General features: G+C 63.9%; 24 protein-coding genes and 2 pseudogenes. 8 read left to right on the plus strand and 18 right to left on the minus strand.

Annotation, left to right across the window (positions count from 1 at the left end; translation table 11 throughout):
• The 11 genes from AC07XB_RS31320 to hpsN form a co-directional block, all read right to left on the minus strand.
• Positions 1 to 167: proton-translocating transhydrogenase family protein (locus AC07XB_RS31320; RefSeq protein ID WP_493688136.1), on the minus strand; the 167-nt coding region annotated here is incomplete at its 3' end.
• Positions 168 to 178: 11 nt separating this feature from the next.
• The gene (locus AC07XB_RS31325; protein WP_492831359.1) at positions 179 to 1,297 is read right to left on the minus strand and encodes a Re/Si-specific NAD(P)(+) transhydrogenase subunit alpha; all 1,119 of its coding nucleotides are present in this window, start codon (positions 1,295 to 1,297) and stop codon (positions 179 to 181) included.
• A gap of 89 nt (positions 1,298 to 1,386) precedes the next feature.
• On the minus strand, positions 1,387 to 2,367 hold the full coding sequence (locus AC07XB_RS31330) for a Bug family tripartite tricarboxylate transporter substrate binding protein (RefSeq protein WP_492831307.1): 981 nt from the start codon (positions 2,365 to 2,367) through the stop codon (positions 1,387 to 1,389).
• 64 nt (positions 2,368 to 2,431) lie between these two features.
• On the minus strand, positions 2,432 to 3,445 hold the full coding sequence (locus AC07XB_RS31335; protein ID WP_492831308.1) for an Ldh family oxidoreductase: 1,014 nt from the start codon (positions 3,443 to 3,445) through the stop codon (positions 2,432 to 2,434).
• Complete coding sequence (locus AC07XB_RS31340) at positions 3,442 to 4,377, minus strand: hydroxyacid dehydrogenase (RefSeq protein ID WP_492831360.1); 936 nt, start codon at positions 4,375 to 4,377, stop codon at positions 3,442 to 3,444. The genes AC07XB_RS31335 and AC07XB_RS31340 overlap by 4 nt, the downstream gene beginning before the upstream one ends.
• Positions 4,377 to 5,552, minus strand: coding sequence for a UxaA family hydrolase (locus tag AC07XB_RS31345; protein ID WP_492831309.1), 1,176 nt, complete (start codon positions 5,550 to 5,552; stop codon positions 4,377 to 4,379). Before AC07XB_RS31345 ends, AC07XB_RS31340 begins: the two co-directional genes overlap by 1 nt.
• Before the next feature lie 54 nt (positions 5,553 to 5,606).
• Positions 5,607 to 5,888, minus strand: a complete 282-nt coding sequence (locus tag AC07XB_RS31350) for a UxaA family hydrolase (protein ID WP_017229430.1) — start codon at positions 5,886 to 5,888, stop codon at positions 5,607 to 5,609.
• A 276-nt stretch (positions 5,889 to 6,164) separates the two neighbouring features.
• Positions 6,165 to 7,184: an alcohol dehydrogenase catalytic domain-containing protein gene (locus tag AC07XB_RS31355; RefSeq protein WP_492831310.1), complete on the minus strand. Its 1,020-nt coding sequence runs from the start codon at positions 7,182 to 7,184 to the stop codon at positions 6,165 to 6,167.
• 40 nt (positions 7,185 to 7,224) lie between these two features.
• Positions 7,225 to 8,565, minus strand: a complete 1,341-nt coding sequence (locus AC07XB_RS31360) for an MFS transporter (protein WP_492831311.1) — start codon at positions 8,563 to 8,565, stop codon at positions 7,225 to 7,227.
• 92 nt (positions 8,566 to 8,657) lie between these two features.
• Positions 8,658 to 9,464, minus strand: coding sequence for a (S)-sulfopropanediol 2-dehydrogenase HpsO (gene hpsO / locus AC07XB_RS31365; RefSeq protein ID WP_492831312.1), 807 nt, complete (start codon positions 9,462 to 9,464; stop codon positions 8,658 to 8,660).
• A gap of 2 nt (positions 9,465 to 9,466) precedes the next feature.
• Positions 9,467 to 10,777 (minus strand): sulfopropanediol 3-dehydrogenase, encoded by a 1,311-nt coding sequence (hpsN, locus tag AC07XB_RS31370; protein WP_492831361.1) that lies wholly within the window; start codon positions 10,775 to 10,777, stop codon positions 9,467 to 9,469.
• A 312-nt stretch (positions 10,778 to 11,089) separates the two neighbouring features.
• Here hpsN and AC07XB_RS31375 point away from each other — a divergent pair, with 312 nt between their 5' ends.
• Positions 11,090 to 12,073, plus strand: coding sequence for a LacI family DNA-binding transcriptional regulator (locus AC07XB_RS31375; RefSeq protein WP_492831313.1), 984 nt, complete (start codon positions 11,090 to 11,092; stop codon positions 12,071 to 12,073).
• Positions 12,074 to 12,515: 442 nt separating this feature from the next.
• Here AC07XB_RS31375 and AC07XB_RS31380 read toward each other — a convergent pair whose 3' ends face one another.
• From AC07XB_RS31380 to AC07XB_RS31390, 3 genes and pseudogenes are all read right to left on the minus strand, one after another.
• The gene (locus tag AC07XB_RS31380) at positions 12,516 to 13,280 is read right to left on the minus strand and encodes an SDR family NAD(P)-dependent oxidoreductase (RefSeq protein ID WP_492831362.1); all 765 of its coding nucleotides are present in this window, start codon (positions 13,278 to 13,280) and stop codon (positions 12,516 to 12,518) included.
• Between the two features lie 120 nt (positions 13,281 to 13,400).
• A pseudogene (locus tag AC07XB_RS31385) lies at positions 13,401 to 13,670 on the minus strand (DUF2255 family protein); the annotation flags it as partial.
• 61 nt (positions 13,671 to 13,731) lie between these two features.
• Positions 13,732 to 14,751 (minus strand): aldo/keto reductase, encoded by a 1,020-nt coding sequence (locus tag AC07XB_RS31390; protein WP_492831314.1) that lies wholly within the window; start codon positions 14,749 to 14,751, stop codon positions 13,732 to 13,734.
• Between the two features lie 537 nt (positions 14,752 to 15,288).
• On the opposite strand from AC07XB_RS31390, the gene AC07XB_RS31395 reads away from it, so the two are divergent.
• The 7 genes and pseudogenes from AC07XB_RS31395 to AC07XB_RS31425 all read left to right on the plus strand — a co-directional run bounded on the left by AC07XB_RS31395 (position 15,289) and on the right by AC07XB_RS31425 (position 21,942).
• A complete protein-coding gene (locus AC07XB_RS31395) occupies positions 15,289 to 16,182 on the plus strand; it encodes a LysR family transcriptional regulator (protein ID WP_492831315.1) in 894 nt (297 codons plus the stop codon).
• A 16-nt stretch (positions 16,183 to 16,198) separates the two neighbouring features.
• Complete coding sequence (locus tag AC07XB_RS31400; RefSeq protein ID WP_492831316.1) at positions 16,199 to 17,092, plus strand: LysR family transcriptional regulator; 894 nt, start codon at positions 16,199 to 16,201, stop codon at positions 17,090 to 17,092.
• Between the two features lie 297 nt (positions 17,093 to 17,389).
• Positions 17,390 to 17,800 (plus strand): annotated as a pseudogene (locus tag AC07XB_RS31405) ((R)-mandelonitrile lyase).
• Between the two features lie 27 nt (positions 17,801 to 17,827).
• Positions 17,828 to 18,322, plus strand: coding sequence for a (R)-mandelonitrile lyase (locus tag AC07XB_RS31410; RefSeq protein ID WP_492831317.1), 495 nt, complete (start codon positions 17,828 to 17,830; stop codon positions 18,320 to 18,322).
• Positions 18,323 to 18,428: 106 nt separating this feature from the next.
• On the plus strand, positions 18,429 to 19,106 hold the full coding sequence (locus AC07XB_RS31415) for a carboxymuconolactone decarboxylase family protein (RefSeq protein WP_492831318.1): 678 nt from the start codon (positions 18,429 to 18,431) through the stop codon (positions 19,104 to 19,106).
• 2 nt (positions 19,107 to 19,108) lie between these two features.
• On the plus strand, positions 19,109 to 20,125 hold the full coding sequence (locus AC07XB_RS31420; protein ID WP_492831319.1) for a zinc-dependent alcohol dehydrogenase family protein: 1,017 nt from the start codon (positions 19,109 to 19,111) through the stop codon (positions 20,123 to 20,125).
• A gap of 833 nt (positions 20,126 to 20,958) precedes the next feature.
• Positions 20,959 to 21,942, plus strand: coding sequence for a Bug family tripartite tricarboxylate transporter substrate binding protein (locus AC07XB_RS31425; RefSeq protein ID WP_492831320.1), 984 nt, complete (start codon positions 20,959 to 20,961; stop codon positions 21,940 to 21,942).
• Positions 21,943 to 22,057: 115 nt separating this feature from the next.
• Here AC07XB_RS31425 and AC07XB_RS31430 read toward each other — a convergent pair whose 3' ends face one another.
• The 4 genes from AC07XB_RS31430 to AC07XB_RS31445 are packed head-to-tail and all read right to left on the minus strand — an operon-like array spanning position 22,058 to position 24,991.
• Positions 22,058 to 22,525, minus strand: a complete 468-nt coding sequence (locus AC07XB_RS31430; protein ID WP_492831321.1) for a MaoC/PaaZ C-terminal domain-containing protein — start codon at positions 22,523 to 22,525, stop codon at positions 22,058 to 22,060.
• Between the two features lie 47 nt (positions 22,526 to 22,572).
• Complete coding sequence (locus AC07XB_RS31435; RefSeq protein ID WP_492831322.1) at positions 22,573 to 23,751, minus strand: thiolase C-terminal domain-containing protein; 1,179 nt, start codon at positions 23,749 to 23,751, stop codon at positions 22,573 to 22,575.
• Entirely contained in the window at positions 23,748 to 24,176 is a 429-nt protein-coding gene (locus AC07XB_RS31440) for a Zn-ribbon domain-containing OB-fold protein (protein WP_492831323.1), read from the minus strand. The genes AC07XB_RS31435 and AC07XB_RS31440 overlap by 4 nt, the downstream gene beginning before the upstream one ends.
• Positions 24,173 to 24,991: an enoyl-CoA hydratase/isomerase family protein gene (locus AC07XB_RS31445; protein WP_492831324.1), complete on the minus strand. Its 819-nt coding sequence runs from the start codon at positions 24,989 to 24,991 to the stop codon at positions 24,173 to 24,175. The genes AC07XB_RS31440 and AC07XB_RS31445 overlap by 4 nt, the downstream gene beginning before the upstream one ends.
• Positions 24,992 to 25,078 lie beyond the last annotated feature (87 nt).

Consider the following 25,078-nt stretch of genomic DNA (forward strand, 5'->3'; position numbering starts at 1 on the left):
CCGGCAGCCAGCATGGCGCCGACGATGATGATGGCCGAGATCGCATTGGTCACGGCCATCAGCGGGGTGTGCAGGGCCGGCGTCACCGTCCAGACCACGTGGTAGCCCACGTAGATCGCCAGCACGAAGATGATCAGGTTGATCACCGTGTGATTCACCAGTTCCATAGAGAGAATCCTCAGTTCTTGCAATTAATCTCGCCGTCCTTGCACATCAGGCAAGCGGCCACGATGTCGTCCTCCAGGTTCAAGGTGAACTGGCCGTCCTTGTCGATGACGAGCTTGAGGAAGTCGAGCACGTTGCGCGCATAGAGGGCGGATGCATCCGCCGCTACCATGCTGGCCAGGTTAGTGTGCCCGATCAGCGTGACGCCGTGGCGTTCCACCACTTCGTCAGCTACCGTCAGCGGGCAGTTGCCGCCCTGCGCGGCGGCCAGGTCGACCACCACCGAGCCGGGCTTCATGGCTTGCACGGTCTCTTCCTTGAGCAGCACCGGCGCCTGGCGGCCCGGGATCAGCGCGGTGGTGATGACGATGTCGGCGGCCTTGGCGCGCTCGTGCACGAGCTCGGCCTGGCGCCGCATCCAGTCGGGCGGCATGGGGCGGGCATAGCCGCCCACGCCTTGCGCGATCTCGCGCTCTTCGTCGGTGACGAACGGCACATCGAGGAACTTCGCGCCCAGCGATTCGATCTGCTCCTTGACGGCGGGACGCACATCGGAAGCCTCGATCACCGCGCCCAGCCGCTTGGCGGTGGCGATGGCCTGCAAGCCGGCCACGCCGGCGCCAAGGATCAGCACGCGGGCCGCCTTGACGGTGCCGGCGGCGGTCATCAGCATGGGCATGAAACGCTGGTAATGGTGGGCGGCGATCAGCACGGCCTTGTAGCCGGCGATATTGGCCTGGGAAGAGAGCACGTCCATGCTCTGCGCGCGCGTGGTGCGCGGCGCCGCCTCCAGCGCGAAGGCGACGATCCCGGCTTCGGCCATGCGCGTCTTGTTCCCCGCATCGAAAGGATTGAGCATGCCGACCAGCGCTGTGCCCCGCCTGATCAGCGCGAGCTCAGCACCATCCGGGGAGCGCACCTTGAGCACCAGCTCCCCGCTGAAGGCTTGTGCCGCGGTGCCGATGTGCGCCCCGGCGGCCTCGTAGGCAGCGTCCGGCAAGCTCGCCCGCACCCCGGCGCCAGACTCCACCACCACCTGGTGGCCCTGGGCGACGTATTTTTTTACGGTCTCCGGCGTGGCCGCGACGCGTGTTTCCCCTGCCCGCGTTTCCCGCGGGATCCCGATTTGCATCATGCGTATTCTGCCAATGTCTGCCGCTTAGGAATGAGATCACAGCCAGGACAGTCCACCTGCCCTGGCCTGCGGCCGGATCGGCCCGATCACTCGGCCCGGATCTGCTTGTCGGCGATCACGCGGGCCCAGCGCGAAACCTCGTCGTTGAAGTACTCGGCGAACGCGCCGTTAGCCTGCGGCGCCGGCGTAAAGCCGACCGCGGTGACGCGGTCCCGAAGCTCATTCGACTCCAGCATCTTCGCCACCGACGCACCCACCTTTTCCTGCACCAGCCGCGGCGTGCCGGCTGGCATCATCACGCCGGTCCAATTCTCCACGATCAGGTCGGGGAAGCCGCTTTCCACCACCGTGGGCACGCCCGGCAGCAGCGGATGGCGTTCGCGCGTGGTCACCGCCAGTGCACGCAGCTTGCCGCCCTTCACATACTGCAGTGACTCCGGGAGGTTGGAGAACACCACGTCGATCTGGCCACCTATCAGATCCGTCAAGGACGGTGTGCCGCCCTTATAGGGCACGTGCGTCAGGTCCACCTTGGCCAGGTCTTCGAACAGCGCCAAGCTCAGGTGCGGTGGCGTGCCGTTACCACTCGATCCGGCATTCAGCTTGCCGCGGCGCGCCGCTTCGGCCAAGTCTTTCATGGTCTTGATCGGCGAGTTCATCGGCACCACCACCAGCATCGGCGACGAAGCGATGCGCGCTACCGGCACCAGGTCTTTCTGCATGTTGAATGGTAGCTTGGGAAACAGCGTGACATTGGCCGCGTGGGTCAACGTCACAGCCAGCCAGGTATAGCCATCGGCCGGGGCCTTGGCCACCTGATCCGCGCCGATGTTGGCATTGCCGCCGGGCTTGTTGTCGACCACCACCGGCTTCTTCCAGTCCTCGGAGAGCTGGTGCCCAACAAGGCGCGCCATGATGTCTGTCAGTCCGCCGGCCGGGAACGGCACCACGTAGCGAATGGGCTTGCTTGGAAAATCGACGGGCGCTGCCGCACTCTGAGCGAGTACTGGCGTGGCGAGCAACGCGACGGACAGGCCGGCCAGAAGCTGGGCGAGGAATCGGTGCATATTGTGTCTCCTGTGTAGATGGATACGCCCGTACTTTGCGGGCGTTTTATCGGCGGGCTGGCAGTTACTTCATGTCCTCCCCGGCCAGGGCCTGCAATTCCGCCAGCAGCGCGTCCGGTACCTCGATGCCTTGGGACGCCGCCTCGGATTCCACCGCCTGCCGGCGTGCGCCAGGCAGGCGCGTGCCGGGATCGGCCAGCATCGCTGCCAACAATGCCTCCACCCTGCCGTAGTACACCTCGTCGCCGCCGAAAGCCGCTGGATCCAGCACCAGGAACAGCTGCCCGATACGCGGCCGGTTGCCCTCGTCCTCGAAGAAGGAGTCCGCCTCCGCACCAAACTGCGCGCCAGCCAGCGAGACAACCAGCAATTCCACCATCAGCGCCAGCATCGCACCCTTGACCCCACCCGCAGGCAACATCGAGCCGCGCAGCGCGGCCTGCGCGTCGGTGGTGGGCCGACCCTCTTCATCGAGCGCCCAGCCCAGCGGTATCGGTTTACCCTGCTTCGCGGCGACCATGATCTTGCCGCGTGCCACTTCCGACAACGACAGGTCGATCACCACCGGCGGCGCCCCGCGCCGCGGGAACGCGGCGGCGATCGGATTGGTGCCGAACAGCGGCTTGCGCCCGCCCCATGCAGGCATCGCCGCCGGCGAGTTGCCCAGCGCCAGGCCGACCATGCCCGCGGCCGCGACCGCATCGAGATGAATCGCCGCCGCGCCAAAGTGGTGGCTGTTGGTCACCGCGGCAACGCCCACGCCAGTGGCACGGGCGCGCTCCATGGCTTCAGCCACCGCCAGGGTGCAGGCGGGGAAAGCAAAGCCGCTCCCGGCATCCACCAGCACCGCGCTGGATCGCTGCCGGCGTACGGCGGGCACGGCGTGCCCGTCGACGCGGTCGCGCCGCAGGTGCGCCACGTACATCGGCACGCGCGAGACGCCGTGCGATGCCAGCCCGGCTGCATCGGCCCGCACCAGCGCCGCTGCCGTGGCGCTGGCCTGCAAAGGGCTAGCGCCGGCGCCGCGCAAGGCGCGCCCCGCGAGTTGCGTCAGCATGTCTACATCGAGCCGGCTCATCGTTCGCCCTCCAGCGCCTGGCGCACCTGCTGCGCGATCAACATGGAAACGCGGGCATTGGCCTCCCGCGTGACGCCGCCGATATGCGGCGTCACGATCAGGTTCGGTGCCTCGGCCAGGGCGGAGTTGGCCGGCAGCGGTTCGTGCTCGAACACATCCAGCGCGGCGCCCGCCAGGCGCCCGGACCGCAGCGCTTCGGCCAGCGCCGCTTCGTCAACCACGCCGCCGCGCGCGCTGTTGATCAGCACCGCGCCGGGCTTCATCGCTGCCAGGCGCGCGGCGTTGATCAGATGCTGGGTGGCCGGCACCAGCGGCACGTGCAGGCTGACCGCGTCCGCCTGTGCCAGCAGCGCATCGAGCGTCAGCGGCGTGACCCCGCAGTCCTGCCACGCAGGATCCTCTGGCGCCATCAACGGATCGAAGGCGACCACGCGCATGCCCATTGCCTTGGCGAGTGCCGCCGTCTGCCGGCCGATATCGCCAAAGCCGACCAGCCCCAGCACCTTGCCTAGCACCTCCCGGCCCTCCGACAAGGCCGCGCGCGGCCACTGCCCCGCCACCATCGCGGCGTGGCTGGTATAAGCGCCGCGCAGCAGCATCAGCGCCGAGGTAACCACATACTCAGCGACCGAACGCGCGTTGGCGCCGGTGGCCGGAATCACGCGGATCCCGCGCGCCTGGCAGGCCTTCACGTCGATATTGTCGAGGCCCACGCCCAGCCGCCCCACCACACGCAAGGCGGGCGCCGCCGCCAGCAGCGCGGCGTCCACCTGGGTGCGGTTGCGCACCACCAGCGCGCGGGCCTGGCCGACCGCGGCCAGCAGATCGGCGCGGCGGTCAACCCAGCCGGGCTCGTACTGCAGGTCAAACCCGGCGGCCAGCGCTGCCACGGCGTCTGGGGCCATGAACTCGCTAACGCAGATGCGCTCCATCATGCGGACTCGTGGATGCGGGTCAAGACGAACTCGCGGTGGCCCAGCGCCTCGGCGGCGGTCCAGCGGCCGTTGATGGTGGCCATCATGCATTCGAGCAGCTTGTCGCCGGTCTGGTCCAGCGTCTGCTCGCGCTGCAGCAGGCCTGAGCAATCCACATCCATATGCTCGCTCATCAGGCGCACGGTACGCGGGTTGGCACACAGCTTGATGACCGGCACGATCGGGTTGCCGATGACGTTGCCCTGGCCGGTAGGGAAGAAATGCACGACATAACCGGAAGCGGCGCACAGAGTAACCATCTCAGCCGCGGCGGAAGACGAGTCCATGAACCACAAACCCGGACCAGTCGGCTCTTCGGCCTTGTCCAGCACGCCGTCGACGGTGCACTTCTTGCCGATTTTCTGGATATTGCCGAGTGCCTTCTCCTCGATGGTGGTCAGGCCGCCGGCGATATTGCCCTTGGTCGGCTGCGACTCGGACAAGTCGGTGGTCTTCCAGCGGTCGATCATGCCCTGGTAGCGGTTGAACATCGCCATGAACTCGTCGCGCACCTTGTCGTTGGCGCAGCGCGCGGCCACGATGTGTTCGCCGCCGGTCAGCTCCGATGTCTCGCCGAATACCAGCGTGGTGCCGAGCGGATGCAACTTGTCGAACGCATTGCCCACGGTCGGGTTGGCGCCGCAGCCTGAGGTGGTATCGGACTCGCCGCACTTGGTCGAGACCCACAGGTCGCTGATCGGGCATTCCACGCGGTGCAGGGCGGTAGCGTACTGCACGAATTCCTTGGCGGCCTTGGAAGCCCGCATGATGGTGTCGTGATCGCCGTGGCCTTCGATGCCGAATCCGACCACCGGCTTGCCGGTCTTGGCGATGCCATCGACCACCTTCTTCGTCCAGCCATCCTCGATGCCGATCACCACCACCGCTGCCACGTTGGGGTTGCTGCCGGCGCCGATCAGGGTGCGGAAGTGCAGGTCCAGGTCCGGACCGAACTGGAGGCGGCCATAGGGATGGGGGATCGCCATGGTGCCCTTGATGGCGGCGGCAACTGCCTCGGCGGCAGCGTTGGAGAGGTCGTCCAACGGCAGGATGATGACGTGGTTGCGTACGCCCACACGGTTGTTGTCGCGGCGGTAGCCCCAGAAGGTGGTGTTGCGGTCGATTATCGTCATGGCTTTCTCTATGCAGTCTTTGGGATTTTCTAGCGGAATGAAAGGCTGGGCGGCTTACCAGCGCTTGGTCTTAATGTTGTGGACGTGCGCGTGCTCGCCCGCCTTGATCGGCGCCACCACCTTGCCGATGTCGATCCCGTACTTGTAGACCGTGTCGCTTACCGCCATGTCGCGCAGCGCGACCTTGTGGCCCATCGGGATAGCCTGCAGCGCCTTCACCGAAATTGTGCGGTCCTCGTCCATGATCCAGGCGTTCAGCTCAGTGCCGGCCTCGATTCCCTCCACCACGGCGACTGCCACCGTGTCCTTGGCGTCATGCAATACAACGTGAATCATCTTTGTCTCCTCGCGGTCTGGTTGGGGTGTGGAATGATCATAGAATCCAAATTCATTCATGTCAACTAGCTCATATATATGAGTTGCATGAGTGAGTATGCTGTGGCGCAAAAGGAATCTGAACGCTGGACCAATGCGGTCCCGCCTGTGCCGATCGGGCACGGGGCGACACGGGCGCGCTTGCAACAAGCGTGAACGTGCGATGCCGATACTGGTTTGGGGAAAGTGCCGCGGACGAAGCCGCGGCAGCGCCGCGTGAACAGGTTTGCTGGAAAATCAGACCATCGCGGCTTCGGGCAGCAGCACCACCTTGGCTCCCGCCACCTTACCGCCATCAAGATCGCGGAAGGCCTGCGCGCCGTCCTCCAATGCACGTGTCTCCACCCAGCCCAGGTCGCCGAAGGCGCCGCCGTCGAGCGCGGCCACCGTGGCGCGCAGGTCGGCCATGGTGTAGGTATAGGTACCCAGCAGCGTTAGTTCCGCTAGCGTCAGCTTGCGCATATCGATCTCGCTGGCCCAGTCCTGCAGGCCGATATGCATGATGACGCCGCCAGGACGTGCGGCCGCCAGCGCTGTGGTGCGCGTCGCCTTGGCACCAACGGCGTCGATCACTAGGTCCCACGCCGCTTCCGCTGGCGTTTGCGTGCGCGGGTCAAGCGTTGCGCAGCCCAAGTTGCCGGCAATCGAGGCACGCCGCAGCGGGTTGGTTTCGGCGACGGTGACCACGCGGCAGCCATAGGAACGCAGCAAGGCGGCAGCCAGCATCCCGATCGCCCCGCCGCCGAGAATCAGCGTGCGCGCCTCCGGCACCGGCCTGGCCATTGCGCGCATCGACAGGTTGACCGCGTGCAGCGCGGTGGCCGCAGGCTCGGTCAATGCAGCGTGGATGCTCGACAGGCTGTCCGGCAAGGGAATCGCACACGCCAGGGGGATCGACAGGTACTCGGAGAATGACCCGGGCCTGGTCATACCGACCATGGTGCGGTTGGAACACAGATTGTCCCGGCCCTGCAGGCAGTAGTCGCAATGGCCGCAGGTAATTAACGGATTCGCCGTGACACGCGTGCCGATCGGCAGCGCGCGTTCGTCAGCCGAAGCCACCACCGTGCCCGCAAACTCGTGCCCGAGCACCAGCCCCGGCTGGCGACGCGGATCGTGGCCATGGTAGGCGTGCATGTCGGAGCCGCAGATGCCGGTGGCGTCGATCCGCAGCACGGCCTCGGCGGCGGACAAGGCCGGCATCTCGCGTTCCTGCAACTCGACGCGGTTCGGTTCGGTGTAGACAAGCGCTTTCATCGGTTTCCTTGCTGAAGTAGTGATATGCGTGCGTTGTGCATCAGGCGTCCAGCTTGGCGGGAGTGAGCGCGCTCTCGCAAGCGCGGGCGCGGTGGGCGGCAATCCAGGCGGTGCAGGCCGCGCTCATGATGCCGATCGCCAGCACGTACATGCACAGGTACCAGGGCTGCCCGCCGGCCTTGGCGTTGAGCCAGGTGGCGATGATCGGGGTCAGGCCGCCGGCGAACACGCCGGCAAACTGATAGACGAAGGAAATCCCGGTGTAACGCACACTGGCATCGAACACCTCGGAGAACATCGAGGACATGGTGCCAAACACCGCGGCATGAAAGATGCCGAAGGGAACGATGATGGCGACCCAAACCAGCGCGATGTTCCCGTTGCTATGCTCCATCAGCCAGAACGCCGGAAAGGCCGACAATCCCGCCAGCAGCGCGCCTGTGCCATATACCAGGGGACGACCCACGCGATCCGAAACCGCACCCCACAGCGGGATGAAGAACGTCATCACGGCGGCACCGATCAGCACCCCCAGCAAGGCATGGTTGCGCGACAGGTGCAACGTCTGGGTCAGGTAGGAGAGGGAATAGACACCAAATACATTGAAGAACACGCCATCGATAAAGCGCGCACCCATGCAAGCCAGCACCACGCGGGGATAGCGGCGTAGCATGGCCATGAAGGGCAGCCCCTGCGGCTGCTTGCCGCGCGTCTTTGCCTGGGCAAACTCGGGCGACTCGTCCACATGCGAGCGCATATAAGAGCCGATGCCCACCATCACAGCGCTGAGCAGGAAGGCAACGCGCCAGCCCCAGGCCAGGAATTCCTTGTCCGACAGCAGCAGAGACAGGGTGGCGATCACCCCGCTGGCGAGCACCAGGCCGAGCGACATTCCGGTCTGCGGGAGGCTTGCGAAGAAGCCGCGTCGATGACTGGGCGCGCTCTCGAAGGTCATCAACACCGCCCCGCCCCACTCCCCACCCAGGCCGATCCCCTGCGCCAGCCGGCACACCAGCAGCAGAATGGGCGCCCAAACGCCGATCTGGTCGTAGGTCGGAATCAGGCCGATGGCGGTGGTGGCCACACCCATGATCATCAGCGTGAGGACCAGCATGCGCTTGCGGCCCAGCGTGTCGCCGAAGTGGCCGAAGATGACGCCGCCGAGCGGGCGTGCCACAAAGCCCGCCGCGAAAGTCGCGTAGGCCAGCAGCGTGCCCACGACAGGATCGTCCGACGGAAAATACAGCTTATTGAAGACCAGTCCGGCGACCACGCCGTACAGGAAAAAATCGTACCACTCCACCATCGCGCCGATCGTGCTCGAGGTGACTACCTTGCGCAGCTTGTGCGCTGGCGCGCCTCTGTTCGCTGTTGATTCCATGATCCTGTCTCCTGCCTGTATTTTTTATGTAGGGGGCATGGCGGCCGCCGCGCGCAAGCACGGCTGCGCTTCCGGCGCCATGGTCTGCGTATCTACCGTGCCGTGTAGCCTCCATCCACCATGAAGGTCTGGCCGGTGATGTAGGCCGCCATATCGCTGGCGAGGAAGGCCGCCAGCCCGTGCAGGTCCTTCAGTTCGCCATTGCGGCCCATGCAGGTCCGTGCGGCGTGGAAACCGGCCAGCTCGGTGTCGGCAAATACCGGGCCGGTCAGTGCCGTCGGGAAGAAACCCGGGCCGATCGCGTTACAGGTGATGCCGTGCGGCGACCACTGCTCGGCCATGGCGCGAGTCAACTGGACGATCGCACCCTTGGCAGCGCCGTACGGCGCGCTGTTGGCGAAGGCGCGATGCGATTGCAACGACGCGATATTCAGGATGCGGCCCCAGCCGCGCGCCTGCATGGCTGGCGCTAGCCCCTGCGCCAGGAAGAACGGTGCGCCGACGTGCGTATCCAACTGCAGGCGCCAACTGGCCGGCGTCACCGCCCCAAAAGGCTCGCGCAGGTTCATGCCCGCCGCGTTGACGAGGATATCGATGGCACCGAAGCGCTGCTGGATAGCCGCCGACAGCGCCGGCAGCGCGTCCAAGTCGGACATATCGCCGGCCACGGTCGCGGCCGTGATGCCCAGTACATCCAGCCGGGCTGCTGCGTCGTCAAGCTGGCTCTGCCGCCGGGCGGCCAGCACCACGCGCGCGCCGGCGAGCCCTAGCGCCGTGGCGATAGCCTCGCCAATGCCAGAACTGCCGCCAGTCACGAGAGCCTGCCGCCCTCGCAGATCCGGCACCAGCCCTGGCGGCAGGGCGGCGGAATCGGAGGTTGGGTAGGTTGGGGATGACATCGTCAAACCTCGACCGGAACGCCGGTTTCGAAGCGCTCGGCTGGAAAATACTTGGCCAGCCTGTCATCAGCGGTACGTGCATGCGCCTCCATGCCTTCAAGCCGGGAAATGCGCGCAGTCACCTGCCCGATCTGCTGCGCGGCTTCGCGCGTCATCTTCTGCCAGGTCAGCGTCTTCATGAACTTGTGCACCGACAGCCCGCCCGAGTAGCGCGCGGCGCCTTTGGTGGGCAGCACGTGGTTAGGCCCGCTGGTCTTGTCGCCAAAAGCTACCGTGGTTTCCTCGCCAAGGAAGAGCGAGCCGTAGCAGGTAAGCCGCGCGAGCCACCAATCCAGGTCGTCGGCATGTACCTCCAGATGCTCGGAAGCATAGCGGTCCGATACCCCCACCACCTCTTCGCGGCTATCGCACAGGATCACTTCGCCGTAGTCGCGCCAGGCCGCCGCTGCCGCGTCACGTGCCGTGGGCGGCAGGCTGGCGATCAGTTCGGGGACCAGCGCCATGACGCGCTCGGCCAACTGGCGGGAAGTCGTGAACAGCCAGGCAGGCGACTCGTGCCCGTGCTCGGCCTGGCCGACCAGGTCGCTGGCGACGATGCGAGGGTCGGCGCTGTCGTCGGCGATCACCGCCACCTCCGATGGGCCCGCGAACACATCGATACCAACCTGCCCGAACAGGGCACGCTTCGCCTCGGCCACGAACTTGTTGCCCGGCCCCACCACCACATCGGCCGGCTTGCCAGTGAACAGCCCATAAGCCATCGACGCAATGGCCTGCACGCCGCCAAGCGTCATGATCACGTCCGCACCGGCCGCCTGGAAAGCATAGAGCACGTGGGGATGCATGCCCTGGCCCCGGAACGGGCTGGAGCATGCCACCACCGTTTTCACGCCCGCGGCTTTGGCCGTGGCCACGCCCATATAGGCCGACGCGATATGGGCGTAGCGACCCGCCGGAGCGTAACAGCCAACCACGTTGACCGGAATCACCCGTTGCCCTGCCGTCACGCCGCGATGCAATTCCACTGAAAACTCGCGCAGCGACCCGCGCTGCGCCATGGCGAAGTCGTGCACCTGCTTGATGGCGAAGTCGATATCGGCACGCACCGCGGCCGGCACCTCGGCGGTTTGCCGCCGGATTTGCTCCGGCGTGAGGATGAAATCGCCGCTCCAGCCATCCAGGTCCCTGGCGTACTGGCGAACGGCTTCGTCGCCGCGCGTCCGGATCTGGGCCAACATCTCCGTCACGACTTCCTGGGCGGTTGCTGTTTCGGTCTCCGGCGTCTTGTTGGCTTTTTTCAGATAGATCATGATTTCCCTAGTGCTGGTTGGTGTCAAATATGCAAGCGCTATCAAAATTTGGTTTGTATGAATGAAACTGTTCATACGCGTTAAATAATCACATAAAATTTTCAGTTTTACCGTTACCACATACAAAATGTAAGCGCTTTCATATGCAAGAATAGTGCACCGAGCAGCCGATGCAAGCTAGGGTTTTCCTGTGGTTTGAACGGGAAAACCATGTCGCACCGCAGCATGCGCCCGACCCGCGCGCGGGAAGATCGGAGACAATGACGCCATTCGACAGACGGAGCAAAGGCTGTGCGGCGTACAAGGTTAGAAGATGTGGCGAAGCTCGCGGGCGTATCGATGGCGACCGCCTCGCGTGCCCTTTCCTCCCCCACGATGGTGCGCGAGAAGACCCTTGAGCGGGTCCAGTCGGCCATTGCGGCGCTGGGCTATGTACCCGACGCGTCCGCACGCACGCTCGCCTCCGGGCGCTCGCGCACGGTCGGGGCTGTGGTACCCACCCTGGACAACGCCATCTTCTCAAATGCGATCCAAGGCCTTCAGACGACCCTGGCCGAGCACGGGTACCAGTTGCTCTTGGCCACGCACAACTACAACCTGAAAAGCGAGATCGCCGTCGTTCGCGCCTTATCAGAGCGCGCGGTGGACGCCTTGGTGCTGGTTGGCAGCGAGCATGCGCATGAAACGTTCTCGATCCTGGAGAAGAGCGGGATCCATACGCTGCTGACGTGGTCGCTGTCCGACGACTACCCTTGCATTGGTTTCGACAACTTCGAGATTGGCGCGATGGCCGCGCTCCACCTTCTTGAGCTCGGCCATCGCCGCTTCGGCATGATCTCCGGCATCACACGGCACAATGACCGCGCACGCCAACGCGTGGAGGGCTTCGTCAACACGTTGAAGGCACACGGCTTGGCCCCTCAGCCGGGCGCGATCTGTGAGCAACCCTACGGCTTCGCGGGCGGACGAGCCGGGTTACAGCGTCTGATGAGCATCGGCGCCGAGCGCCCCACGGCCATTTTCTGCGGCAATGATGTACTCGCTCTCGGGTGCCTCTTCGAAGCCGCCTCACTCGGCATACGGATCCCCGACGATCTATCGGTCATCGGCTGCGACGACCTGCCGATCGCCGCCGAAATCGCGCCGGGGCTGACCACCATCTCCCTGCGTACCCGGCAGCTTGGCGAACTCGTCGCGCAGGCGCTGCTGGCCTGGTCGCAGGATGGCACCATTCCGGGCCGAACGGAGCTACCGGTGAGCCTCGCGTGCCGCGGCACCACCGGCCCCGCGCCACGGTAAGCCGAGCGGCGACCAAGACGCAGCGGCGTCCTACCTCGTCCCCCTATTCCGTAGCCGTCAGTCTTCGCGTTCCCCGGCCATGCTGGAAGCCTAGATTGAGCCATTCGGCGATGAATTTGCCGGCCTGCTTCGCGTCGATCCACTCCAGATCATGGACGCAGGAAAGCACCGGCTGCGCGGCCAGCGTGCGGGCCTTCCAGTCGGCCAGGCCTCGATGTCGGCGCCGTAGCCAGTGCGGCCTGCATCGATCAGTTGCCTCAGCATAGCTGGCAAGGTGATGCCGCTGGCGTCCGCCAGTGCTGGAAACGTGTCCATCCGCCTTCTCCCCGTGGGATGGTGCCGGTCGATGCCGGATATTTGGATGCGCCTGTCCGCTCACCGCCGACCTATCGCCTCGCTGCACGCCTTGAAACGCATGTGCGCCGATTGATCGACACCTTGTTCAGCGCATGACAAGTCCGCCATCCACGGAGATGGATTGCCCGGTCACATAGCTGGAAGCCGCGCTGCAAAGCCAAAGCACAACGTCAGCAATCTCGTCGGCGCGCCCGTGCCGCCGCATGGGAATGCCGGGGAGCATGGCGTCGAGTGCCTCCTTCTGGCCGGCGGCAACCATCTGATCTGCCATCGGGGTCCAGATCAGGCCAGGGCACACGGCATTGACGCGGATGTTGCGAGTGGCGTATTCCAGCGCCGCGCTCTTGGTCAGGCCCAGAACGCCATGCTTGGCAGCATGGTAGGTGCCACGCTCGGCACCGCCGACCAGCCCCCCAAGGGAGGAGCAGTTGACGATGGCGCCGCTTCCATGCTGCCGCATGTGCTGCAGCTCGAACTTCATGCACGCCCACACGCCACGCAGATTGACCGAGTTCACCCGGTCGAAGTCTTCGGGCGTGGCGTCGGCGGTTTCCGCGAGCGCGTTCTGAACACCTGCGTTGTTGAATGCGACGTCCAGGCGACCGAACCTGGAGACAGTCTGCTTGACCATCGCCTCGACTTCACCCAGATCAGCCACGTTGCAGCGAATGCCGACCGCCTTGAACCCTGCCGCCACCAGCTCATCGGCAGCAGCGCCTACGCCATCACCGTTGACGTCCGCCAGTGCAACGGACGCGCCAGCCTGCGCGAAGGCCTTGGCGGTTGCCAGACCGATGCCCGACGCCGCGCCTGTCACAAGTGCCACTTGGTTTTCGAAGGAGATTTTCATGATTTCAGTTCCTCTGTTGGATATGCGTTTTGGATGGCGATGGGGCGATAGGGGTCTTTTGCCAGAACTGCCGGGGCAGCGCACACCGTCGATAGCGCCTGGAGGTTGCAGATATGGGATGCCGCGGTACTTCGCCCGATAGGCATCGTCGATGCGGCCGTTGATCGGCCCTTCGACCCGCTCGAAGGAAACTTCCTTCGTCATGCCGGCAGCGACGATCCGTCCCGCCTTCTCGCGTACTGCAGCCTGATGCCAGCGGGAGTTGCGGCCGTGGTAGACGCGCACGTAGAGATCGTCATGGACGGCTACGCACCAGATCCATGTCGGCCTGCCGTAAGTCACGCCGTCACCGCGGAACGGCGCGACATGGAGATCGTCGGCTTCGACGGCCCTGTGGAGTTCATCACGCGATCATGTCATGAACGCTCCTTCCGGACCTGGTGTTCAGCCATCAGCTCTGGACCTGCTTTTGCTGCGAGGCCGGATACCGGTCGCCCACGATCCGAAATCCGGAGATGGCGGACTCCAGCTCATGCACTTCCGCCGGATTCAGCGTCAGGTTGGCCGCGCGCAGGTTTTCGTCCAGGTTGGCCAGCTTGGTGGTGCCTGGAATCGGAACGATCCAGGGTGCCTTCGCCATCATCCAGGCCAGCGCCACCTGTGCGGACGTCACGCCTCTGGTCCGACCGAACGCGTTGAGCACTTCCACCACTGCCAGATTCGCCCGAATGGCCTCCGGCGTGAAACGCGGAAGCGTGTTCCGGTTGTCATTGCCGGATTCAAAGCGCGTGTACTCGGTGATGCCGCCGCCAAGGAAACCGCGGTTGAGCGGGCTGTAGGGCACGAAGCCGATCCCCAACTCCTGGAGCACCGGGAACACTTCCCTCTCCTGCTCGCGCCACATCAGGTGGTACTCGCTCTGCACGGCGGTCACGGGCTGCACGGCGTGGGCGCGGCGGATGGTCTGCGGGTTGACCTCGCAAAGACCGAAGCGTTTGACCTTGCCTTCGCGGATCAGATCCTTGACGGTGCCCGCCACGTCTTCAATGGGCACGGCCGGATCGAGCCGGTGCTGGTAGAACAGCTCGATGGTCTCGATGCGCAGGCGCTTGAGCGATTCCTCGGCGACACGCCGGATGTTCTGGGGCGTACTGTCCAGTTCGCCCTCGAAGTACTTGCCATTGACGATGCGATGGCCGAACTTGGTCGTCACGCTCACCTTGTTCCGCAACGAGTGCAATGCCTCGCCAGCGAGTTCTTCATTGATCAACGGCCCATAGACTTGAGCGGTGTCAAACAAGGTGACGCCGCGGTCCACTGCTTGATGCAGCAGCGTGATCATCGCCTTGCGGTCTGGATGGAGGCCGCGGTTGTAGTTCATTCCCATCACGCCGAAGCCCAAGGCGGACACCTCCATGCGGAAGTCGCTCGATCCAAGGGTCCGGCGCTTGGTGATGTTGGGCAGATCCATTGCATTGCTCTCCGAAGAAGTTGCTGTCGCCCGCCGCGCGGTGGCTGCTCCCGTCATGAGTGGCGTAGCACACACGATCGCGCCGACCGTTGCGCTCGCCTTCAGCAAGTCGCGTCGACGAGAGGAAATTTGCTCGTTCATTGGGTCTACTCCTTCAATGCTCAGAGAACAAGAAGCGTCGTGCAGCGACGCGGCGATCCAGCCTGTAGCTGGCGGCTCCCAATTCGGCCGATTGTGACGTTCAGCGCCAGGCTGACTGCACACAATCGGGCGCCCATACGAGGGCGCACGATGGCCTCGTGGGGCAATTCTGCAGCGCCTCAATACTCGCTTGCAGAGCTCAGTCTTCCGGGTAGATGGCCAGCTTTTTTCTGATAGTGAACTTTAGATCGCGCGTCCAACATTGAATAGACGGCAGAATTTGCATAGTCCCATAAGCTCCACTCATGAATTTGGCAATTCAAGAATGCTTCTATCTCCAGCGCGGTTCAGACGAAGGCTGTAATATCGATGGAGTCCTATAAAGGGGATTTATCAATGTCGCGAGACAGCTTCAGCGACCTGCTTGCCTTCATCGCCGTTGCACGCGCACGCAGCTTCACGCGCGCGGCGGCCCGGCTTCGGGTCACACAGCCAGCCTTGAGCTACACCATCCGGGCGTTGGAGGAAAAGCTGGGCGTTCGTCTTCTCATGCGCAGCACGCGCGGCGTGTCGCCCACCGAGGCGGGCCAGCGGCTACTTGATCGTCTGGCTCCTGAGTTTGACGAGATCGAGGCCGAGATCCAGTCGCTCGGCGAACTTCGGGACGAGCCCCTGGGAACGATCCGGATCACCGCCATCGACTACGCCATCAGGAGCACCCTTTGGCCCAAGCTGGCGAAATTCCTCCCGAAATACCCCAAGATCAAGGTCGAGTTGATCAATGAGTATGAGAGCGTCGATATCGCCGCCCGCGGCTACGACGCTGGCGTGCGGTTCGGCCAAGAACTGGCGCAGGACATGATTTCAGTGCGGATCGGCCCTGACGTTCGCAACATGGTGGTGGGATCGAAATCCTACTTCGCAGGGCGACCGCCGCCAAGAACGCCGCGCGACCTCACCGAGCACGTTTGCATCAATCTGCGCACCTCCACCTATGGCGGCCTCTACGAATGGGAGTTCGTCAAGGGGAAACACTCAGTGAATGCCCGGGTGGATGGAACGGTCATCTTCAACAACGCCTACGACATTTTCGAGGCGGCCAAGGCTGGCTTCGGGTTGGCCTACCTGCCGGAGGACATGGTTCTCCCCTATGTTTCGAAGGGGCAACTCATCTCCGTGCTGGAGGACTGGTGCCCGGTGTGGCCCGGATTCCACCTCTACTATCCGAATCGACGCCAGCCTTTGCGCGCGATGACATTGCTGGTCGAGGCCTTGCGCTACAGGCCATAACAGCGGAGTACCTTGAATGTCTGGTGAAAACTTTCGCGAAATCCTGGCTTTTCTCGCTGTGGCGCGGGAGCGTAGCTTTACCCGCGCGGCGGCTCAATTGGGCGTTTCTCAGTCTGCGCTCAGCCACACAATTCGCGCGTTGGAGGCGCGACTGGGGCTGCGTTTGCTGACGCGCACGACCCGCAGCGTCTCAGCAACGGAGGCAGGAGAACGCCTGATCCAGAGAGTGGCCCCTCGATTCGAGGCGATCACCGAGGAACTGGCCGCATTCGAGGAGCTTCGCGGCAAGACCGCCGGGACAGTGCGAATCACCGCCTCTGATTTTGCGGCGAACACGATCCTCTGGCCCAAGCTCTCCAAGCTCCAGCCGAAGTACCCCGACGTCAAAATCGAGGTAGTGATTGAGCCGGGACTGACAGACATCGTGGCGGAGCGCTTTGATGCGGGTGTTCGTTTTGGCGACCAGATTGCCAAGGACATGACGGCGGTTCGGATTTCGCCGGACATCCGCATGGTGATCGTCGGTGCGCCTTCCTACCTGGAAGGGCATCCGCCGCCCAAGTCCCCGTCAGACCTGACCGAGCACGAGTGCATCAACATGCGCTTCTCCACGCGTGGCGGCGTGTGTGCCTGGGAACTCAAGAAGGGGAAACGAAACCTGCAGGTTCGGGTTGAAGGTTCGTGGACATTCAACTGCATCTACCCGGTTGTCGAGGCTGCACTGGCGGGATTTGGCCTGGCATACATGCCGGAGGAACTGGCGCGCCCCCATATCAAGAACGGCCGACTCCAAGCCGTGCTCAAGGACTGGTGCCCGACCATCCCTGGTCTCCACATCTTCTTCGCCAGTCGGCGCCAATCGTCGCCCGCACTGTCGCTGATCGTCGAGGAACTGCGTTACCGGCACTAGCCCGATCCAGGGCAGAGCGGCGCTCCGATTCATGAGCGCCATTTATAGCCGCATGTAGTTTCTGGCGTCTAGTCGCGCGAAGTCGCTCCAACTACATTTGGTAGGAACGCTCATGGGAGGGAGCGAGCGTTCTCGACGTCCTCTCGTCAATCCCGGCTGCCCCAAGCCCACCCTTTAGCGTCCCTGACGCGCGGCTCGCCCAAAGGTCTTAACGGCATCGCCGGTGAGGATTGATGCGCCTGCCTATGCGGCTGGTACTGCGAGAAGGGCCTGAACATTCATTGAAAGGAACCGCCCATGGAACTCAAACGCGCTGGAGCTCAGCCGTCCGTCAAGGCGCCTGCCGAATGGTTCACCGGCACGGTTCGCATCGACCCACGGAACAACCCGCCCGCACCGACCCGCGTGTCGTGCGCTGCCGTTACCTTCGAGCCGGGAGGGCGCACGGCCTGGCACACCCATCCCCTGGGGCAGACGCTGATCGTCACCGCAAGCAGCGGCTGGACGCAGTGCGAGGGCGAGCCCATTGTCGAAATCCGGGCGGGCGATGTCATCTGGTGCCCGCCCGGGTATCGGCACTAGCACGGCGCTTCGCCGACCACTGCAATGACCCACATCGCGATCCAGGAAGCGCTTGATGGCAAGAACGTCGAGTGGATGGAGCATGTCACCGACAAGCAATACCTCGCCGGCCCGCCGCGCGGCTGAGCCGCATTGCATCAGGAAAGGATATTTATGCACTTGTTCCTCAAACTCGGCCTGTGCGCGACCGCCCTGCAGGCCACTCCGGCCCTGGCCGCCGAGCCGCAGGCCAACACGTCCGCTGGCGCGCAGCAAATCGCACGCGCGGGCGACCAGCCCTCGGCCGCCGGCCCGGCCGAATTCTTCGCCGGCCGTGTGCGGGTCGATCCGGTCTGGCCCGCTGATAAGAACATCAATGCCTCCGGCGGCCTGGTCACCTTCGAGCCCGGCGCACGTTCCGCGTGGCACACGCATCCTGCGGGGCAGAAATTGGTGGTGACCTCCGGCGTGGGCCTGACGCAGGAATGGGGCAAACCCGTGCAAGTCATCCGGCCCGGCGACGTGGTCTGGTGCCCGCCTGGCGTCAAGCACTGGCATGGCGCCGCGCCCACCACGGCGATGACCCACCTGGCTGTCACCGGGACGGTGGACGGCAAGAACGTTACATGGATGGAGAAAGTCACCGATGAGCAATACAACGCCCGTTAAGCAACGCGCGACACGCCGTCGGGTTGGCGTGCTGACAGTTGCCCTGAGTCTGGCTTTGGCAACCACACTGAGCCAAAGGGCATCGAACGCGCAGGAGCATCAAGGAATGATCCGCCAAATCACCGCACCCAGCGCTTCCGAAACCCTTACCGCCCGCCAGCAGGCCATCGTACCCCTCGCGGCCTTCGCTGCAGCGGGCGACATCGCCAAGCTGAACACGGCCTTGAACCAAGGGCTGGATGCTGGCCTGACGGTGAGCGACGCCAAGGAAATCCTGGTGCAGCTTTACGCCTACGCGGGATTTCCACGCAGTCTCAATGCGCTGGGCGAACTGATGAAGGTACTGGAGGCGCGCAAGCAACGCGGTATCCAGGATGCGCCAGGTCACGTGCCCAGCCACGCCATCCCGAAGGGCGACGCGCTGCTGGCCGCGGGCACGGCAAACCAGACCAAGCTGGCGGGCGCGCCGGTCAAGGGGCCGCTGTTCGACTTCGCCCCCGCCATCGACGAATACCTCAAGGCCCATCTGTTCGGTGACATCTTCGAGCGCGACAACCTGGACTGGCAAAGCCGCGAGCTGGCCACGGTGGGCATGCTGTCGGCGCTGCCGGGCGCCGAGTCTCAGTTGCAATCGCATATGGGCATCAGTATGAACGTGGGTCTCACGGCCAGCCAGTTGGGCCAGCTCGCCCAAGTGCTGGGCGAGCGCGTGGATGCCGCGCACGCCCGTCGTGCGCGCGAAGCGCTGGACCGCCAACTGGCCGCTAAGTCGGGAGCAAAGTAACTATGCAAGCCACCATGCTCTACGGGCCACGAGACATACGCTTCGAGGAACGTGCTGACCCACAGATTCTCAAGCCCACGGATGCCATCGTTCGCATCGCCGCGACCTGCGTCTGCGGCTCCGATCTGTGGCCGTACCGCGGCATTCAGCCCACTACCGAGCCGATGCCGATGGGGCACGAGTACTGTGGCGTGGTCGAGGAAATCGGCAGCGAAGTGTGCAACGTCAAGCTCGGTCAGTTTGTGATCGGCTCGTTCTTTGCGTCGGACAACACCTGCGCCGTGTGCAATCACGGCTACCAATCCTCATGCCAACAGGTCGAGTTTGTCGGCGGCGCGCAGGCGCCGCTGCTGCGCGTGCCGCTGGCCGACGGCACACTGGTGGCCACGCCAATGCTGCCCCCGCAGGACATGCTTCCGGATCTACTGGCCCTGTCCGATGTGATGGGCACAGGGTGGTTCGGCGCCGCCGCCGCACAGGTACGACCTGGCACCACAGTGGCCGTGGTCGGCGATGGCGCGGTGGGCTTGCTGGCGATTCTCTCCGCCCAGCAGATGGGTGCCGAGCGCATTATCGCCATGAGTCGCCATCCGTCGCGCCAGCAATTGGCTCGCAGCCTTGGCGCTACCGACATCGTGGAACAACGCGGGGATGAGGGCGTAGCCCTCATCCAGGACATGACCAATGGTCTGGGTGTGGACTGCACCATCGAGTGTGTGGGCACGCATGAGTCGATGTGGCAGGCCATCCATGCCACTCGCGCTGGCGGGCATGTGGGCTACGTGGGCGTGCCGCATGGTGTGTTGCTCAAGGGCGAAGAACTGTTCTTTGAGCAGGTGCATTTGCATGGCGGCCCTGCTCCTGTGCGTCAATACCTGCCGCATCTGATCGGACTGACGCTGGATGGAACCATCCGCCCCGGACAAGTGTTCGACCTGACATTGCCCCTGGCGCGGGTGGCCGAAGCCTATCGGGCGATGGACGAGCGCCGCGCCATTAAGACACTGTTGCTGCCGTAGTGCTCACGCCTTTCAGCGCACGGAGGGCACCATGCTCTAGAAATGAGGCTGCTCAAACAACCGCATAGGCAGCCTTCTGGCGCTGACGTAGAACTCGGCGTTCGATGGTTGTGCGTTTGTTTGTCTCAGGAGGTTTGCATTTGATTGAGCAAGCCAGCACGTCGATGCGGCCGAAGCGGCGCATCGACGCCTCCACCACGGCGAGTGCCTGCTGCTCGTTGCGGCAAGTCCGGTCCTCCTAGCCTTACACCCTGCCAAAGCTGCAACATTGCAACTGAGCAGCAGTGTCCCCGGCGACTACACCATGTCCACTTCGAAGACAGAGAAGGCAGGCGACAGGAGCGCTATTAGGACTGTTCAATGGCGTGTGGGAAACTCGAAACGGCGAAACATCTAGTGCGCAAGATGCGGAGGGATTACTTGGACCGACAAACGAGATCCATGACCAGCGAGTACCGCCTCCGAGGAACTTTGATTGCCTAAGAGAGTGGCAATGCGCTCTCTTCTCGGGGGGGAAAGGCAAGCGCATCCGCACCATGCCGCCCCGGTACCACCGGACACGACCCTGATCCCTGCCGGCGCTCCCGTGTCCAACCTGCGGGCATCGCTCGACGGACGACGCATGTCGTTACTATCATCGATCCGGAAATCTCGACAGCGGACAGCTGGCCCAAGTATTGCCGTAACTCACAAGCCCAGACAACGTGCCGACGTCGAAATGCAGGCGAGGCGATGTGTGGTTCCTGCTCACGCCAATGCCCGGTAGCATTTAATCTTAAGCCAGACGCGGATGGCGGTGGGCCGTTGCCTCGACAATATAGGAGACAACCGATATGAAAAAAGCTGTCATCAAGACGGCGATTGCGCAGCTACTGAGCGGCGCGTCGCTCGCGTTCGCCGCCATCACGTCGACCCATGCAGCCGATTCCTTCCCGTCCAAGGCCATCCGCATCGTGGTGGCCTCGGCGCCTGGCGGCCTGCTCGACATGGTGACTCGGATGGTCGCCCAACGGATGGAAACGAAGCTGGGCCAGCCAATCGTGGTCGAGAACCGCGCCGGCGGCGGCACGCTGGTCGGCATTCGGTCGGTTCGCAGCGCCCCGGCGGACGGATATACCCTGCTAGCTGTAACCAATACCATCACCGGGTTACCCTCCGTCAAGCTCGATCCCGGCTACGATTTGATGAAGGACTTTGTCGGAATCGGGCCGATCGCCCGATCGCCCTGGGTAATGGTGGTCGGCGCAAGCCAACCGGACAGAAATGCTGTCGATTTCGTCGCGCGTGCGAAGGCCAAGCCCAACGCGTTGTCGTTTGGCTCCAACGGCCTCGGGACGACGCCCTTCTTCGCGGCCCAATCCTTCCTCCAGCGCGCAGGAGTTAAGACGTTGCATGTCCCATACAAGGGCACAAGCGCTGTCTATCCTGACCTGATCAGCGGACGCGTGACCATGATGTTCGATGGCGTAGGCAACACCACCTCAATGGTCAAGGGCGGGCAGCTTCGCGCGCTGGGAGTCAGCTCCACCAACCGTCTGCCGGCATACCCCGACCTCCCCACCCTCGCCGAGCAGGGCTTTCCCAACTTTAGTTCGTATTTTTACGTCGATCTGTTCGCGCCCGCGGGCACGCCGAAGGACGTGATTCAGAAGCTATCGGCGACGATGCAGGCTTCCAGCAAAGAACTGCACGATCGGTTGGAGAAGGACGGTATCGAGCCGATGGCGGTCTCGCCGGAAGAATTCAATCAATCGTTGAAGCGTGAGCTGGCCGAGATGGCCAAGCTCGCAGCAGAGCTCGGCATCCAGAAAGAGTAACTGGTTTCTACCTGTCCAGCGATCAGGGCGGGTGCGCTGAGCACACCCGCCCTTTTCTCTTGCGCCGTGGGAAGACGACCCAAGAAAAAGGATGGCGGACCGGCTGATGACGGCTTCAGTCGCCGCGCCGCCGGTACAGCAATGTGGCTGTCATCTCCTGCGCGACCGAGCCGTCCTGTTTGACGCACTGACGCAGGAACGTTACGACTCCCCGGTCAGGCTTGCTTGACGCCTTCTTGGCGAGGACGCGCGAATGCAGACGAATCGTATCGCCATGTTTCACTGGACCGAGCATCTTCCAGCCGTCGATCTGCAGCAGGGCGAGAAGGGTACCGTCATTGACACCGCTCGCATACTGCAGCCCGCCCATCACGGCGTACACGAGGGGGCCGTGGGCGATGGGTTCGCCGAATGAGGTCGTTTTGCAGTACTCGAAGTTGGTGTGAACCTCATTGAAGTCGCCTGATAGGCATGCGAAGTTCACGATGTCGGTCAGCGTGATCGTTCGAGCGGGACTTACGAACTCCTGGCCGACCTCGAAATCGTCGAAGTAGTGACCGCGTGGGGCTGGGGTGGTGGTCATTTCGGTCTCCTTTCTGTTGTGTGTTTTGTCGCTACCCTGCGTACTCGTCATCCCTTCCCGTTTGCGAGAATCACCGTGCAATGCGAGGAAAGGATCCCGCCCTCGTTGTGCACGAGCGCGACCTCCGCGCCGTCGACCTGGCGTTCGCCGAGGCCGCCGCGCAATTGGCGCACGGCCTCGACGATGCCGAACAAGCCGCCAGCGGCACCGGCGTGCGCATGCGACAGCATTCCGCCGTGGGTGTTCACCGGGAGCTTGCCGCCGATGCGCGCATGTCCGCCGGCGAAGAACACCCCGCCCTCGCCCGGCTCGCAAAAGCCCAGTTCTTCCAGTTCGATGATCGGCACGATGGTGAAGCAGTCGTACAACTCCGCAACATCAATGTCCTGTGGTCTCAAGCCGGCCATCTCATAGGCGATGCGTCCGGACTCCTTCGCGCCGAATTCAGTCAGGCTGGGCGCGCACATCAGGTGCTCGTGCGTGTGGTACTCCCCAATACCTTGCAGGAACGCAGGCTGGCTGCGGAGATCGCGCGCGCGTTCGGCGGACGTTACGATGAACGCCCCGCCTGCATCGGAGATCAGGCAGCAGTCGAGCATGCCCAGCGGATCGGCGATAGGCTTGGCCGTCAGCACGTCGTCGAGTGTCAATGGTTTCTTCATATGGGCATTCGGGTGCAGCAGCGCATGCTCGCGGGTCATCACCGCCACGTGCGCGAGCTGCTCGCGGGTAGTGCCATGCACATGCATATGGCGCTGCGCGATCATGGCGTAGAAACCCGGAATCGAGGCGCCATAGGGCTGCTCGAAGTACGGATGGCCCACCGCCATCAACGCCGCCACGGTGGCATCGCGCGACTGTCCGGTGGCGCGGTTCTCACCGGCACAGACGAGGATGGTCTCTGCCTGGCCGCTGACGATCGCTTCCGCTGCGTGCTTCAGCATCACGGCTGGGCTGGCGCCCCCAACGACCATTGACGCATTGAAGCGTGGCTTGATGCCCAGGTATTCGCAGAGCACCGAGCCCAGCATGAAGTAGGGCTCGGTGAACGAGTACGCGGTCAGCACGCCATCGATGTCCGAGACCTTCAGGCCGGCGTCGTCGAGTGCGCGCTTGGCGGCCTGCGCATTGAGGCCCAGCCCTGACATATTCGGCACGCGACCGATATCGGACTCGCCGACGCCGACGATGGCCACCTTGTTCTTCAACGATGCAGGTATCTTCATCGGTCGGCCTCTGCTGTAGCTGCCACTGGCTGGAACTGGGGCACCATGGCGCCGTCGCCGCGCTCCTCGAATGTCACCTCGACCCGGTCCCCTATCGATACCGACAGGGCATTGTCGCCGACGATGTTGGTCACCATGCGCGGGCCTTCATCGAGTTCGATCAAGGCCACCACATAGGGGACCTTGTCGTTGAATGCGGGCATGGAAGCGCGACGGATGATGGTGAAGCTGTAGACGCTGCCCGTGCCCGCGCTCTGCACCCATTCGAGCTCGTCGGACCAGCACTCCGGACAAAGATGGCGGGGCATGAAATGCAGGGCCTCGCACGCCATGCAGCGACGGATCAGCAACTTGCGTTCGCGCACGGCATTCCAATAAGGTAGCGAGTCGGCGTTGGCGATCGGCTGGGGAAGCTGCGCGCTCATGGCTGACCTCCACCGAGTGAGAGATCACGGTCCGACGCGGCGGCAAAATAGGCGCTGCGACGCTCGAGCGCTGCGGCCAGCCCTTCGCGGAACTCGGGATTGGACATCGCCATCGCCTGCCCGAACCCCTCGAATGCGAACATGTCGTTCAGCGTAGTCTCGAAACTGCGCGCCATCAAGATCTTTGCCAGGCCCATGACTTCGGCGGGACCGTCTGCCAGCCGCTTTGCCTCGCGCAGGCCGGCCTCGCGCAGTTCGGCATCGGGTACCACCCGGGAGACCAAGCCGAGCTCCGCCGCCTGCTGCGCGGTCATGGTCGCACCGCTAAACAGGAAGTCCTTGGCGCGCGCCATGCCAATCAGTCGCGGGAGGTGGTACATCATGCCGATGTCGGGGATGGCGCCGAGCCGGAAGAATCCCGACACGAACTTCGCGCTTTCCCCCGCGATCAAGACGTCGCCGGTCAGTGCCAGCCCCATCCCCCCGCCTACTGCGTGCCCGTTCACACCGACCACGACCGGCTTGTCCAGTGTAATCAGCGGCGTTAGCCAACGCCCCAGGCCGCGAAAGCGGCGGTGGACCGGCCACGGATCGCATGCGGTCTTCAACATGTTGAGATCGCCACCCGAGCAGAACGTCGGGCCGTCGCCGGTCAGGAACACGGAACGGACGGTCCGGTCCCGCTCGGCGACGGCGACCGCGTCGCCGATCTGCTCTCGCAGTGCAGACGTCAGCGAGTTGCGGTTCTCCGGATTCGAAAGCCGCACGATGAGCACAGGACCGTCACGCTCCGTGATCACGATCTTTTCCGTCATGGTTTTTTCTCCAATGCCTGCCATCCGCCGAACGGATGGCGAAGTCTCGATGGGTACTCGGTCCACTTCTGGCATTTCCTCATCGCC

The sequence above is a fragment of the Cupriavidus sp. GW821-FHT02F09 genome, from assembly GCF_059421605.1.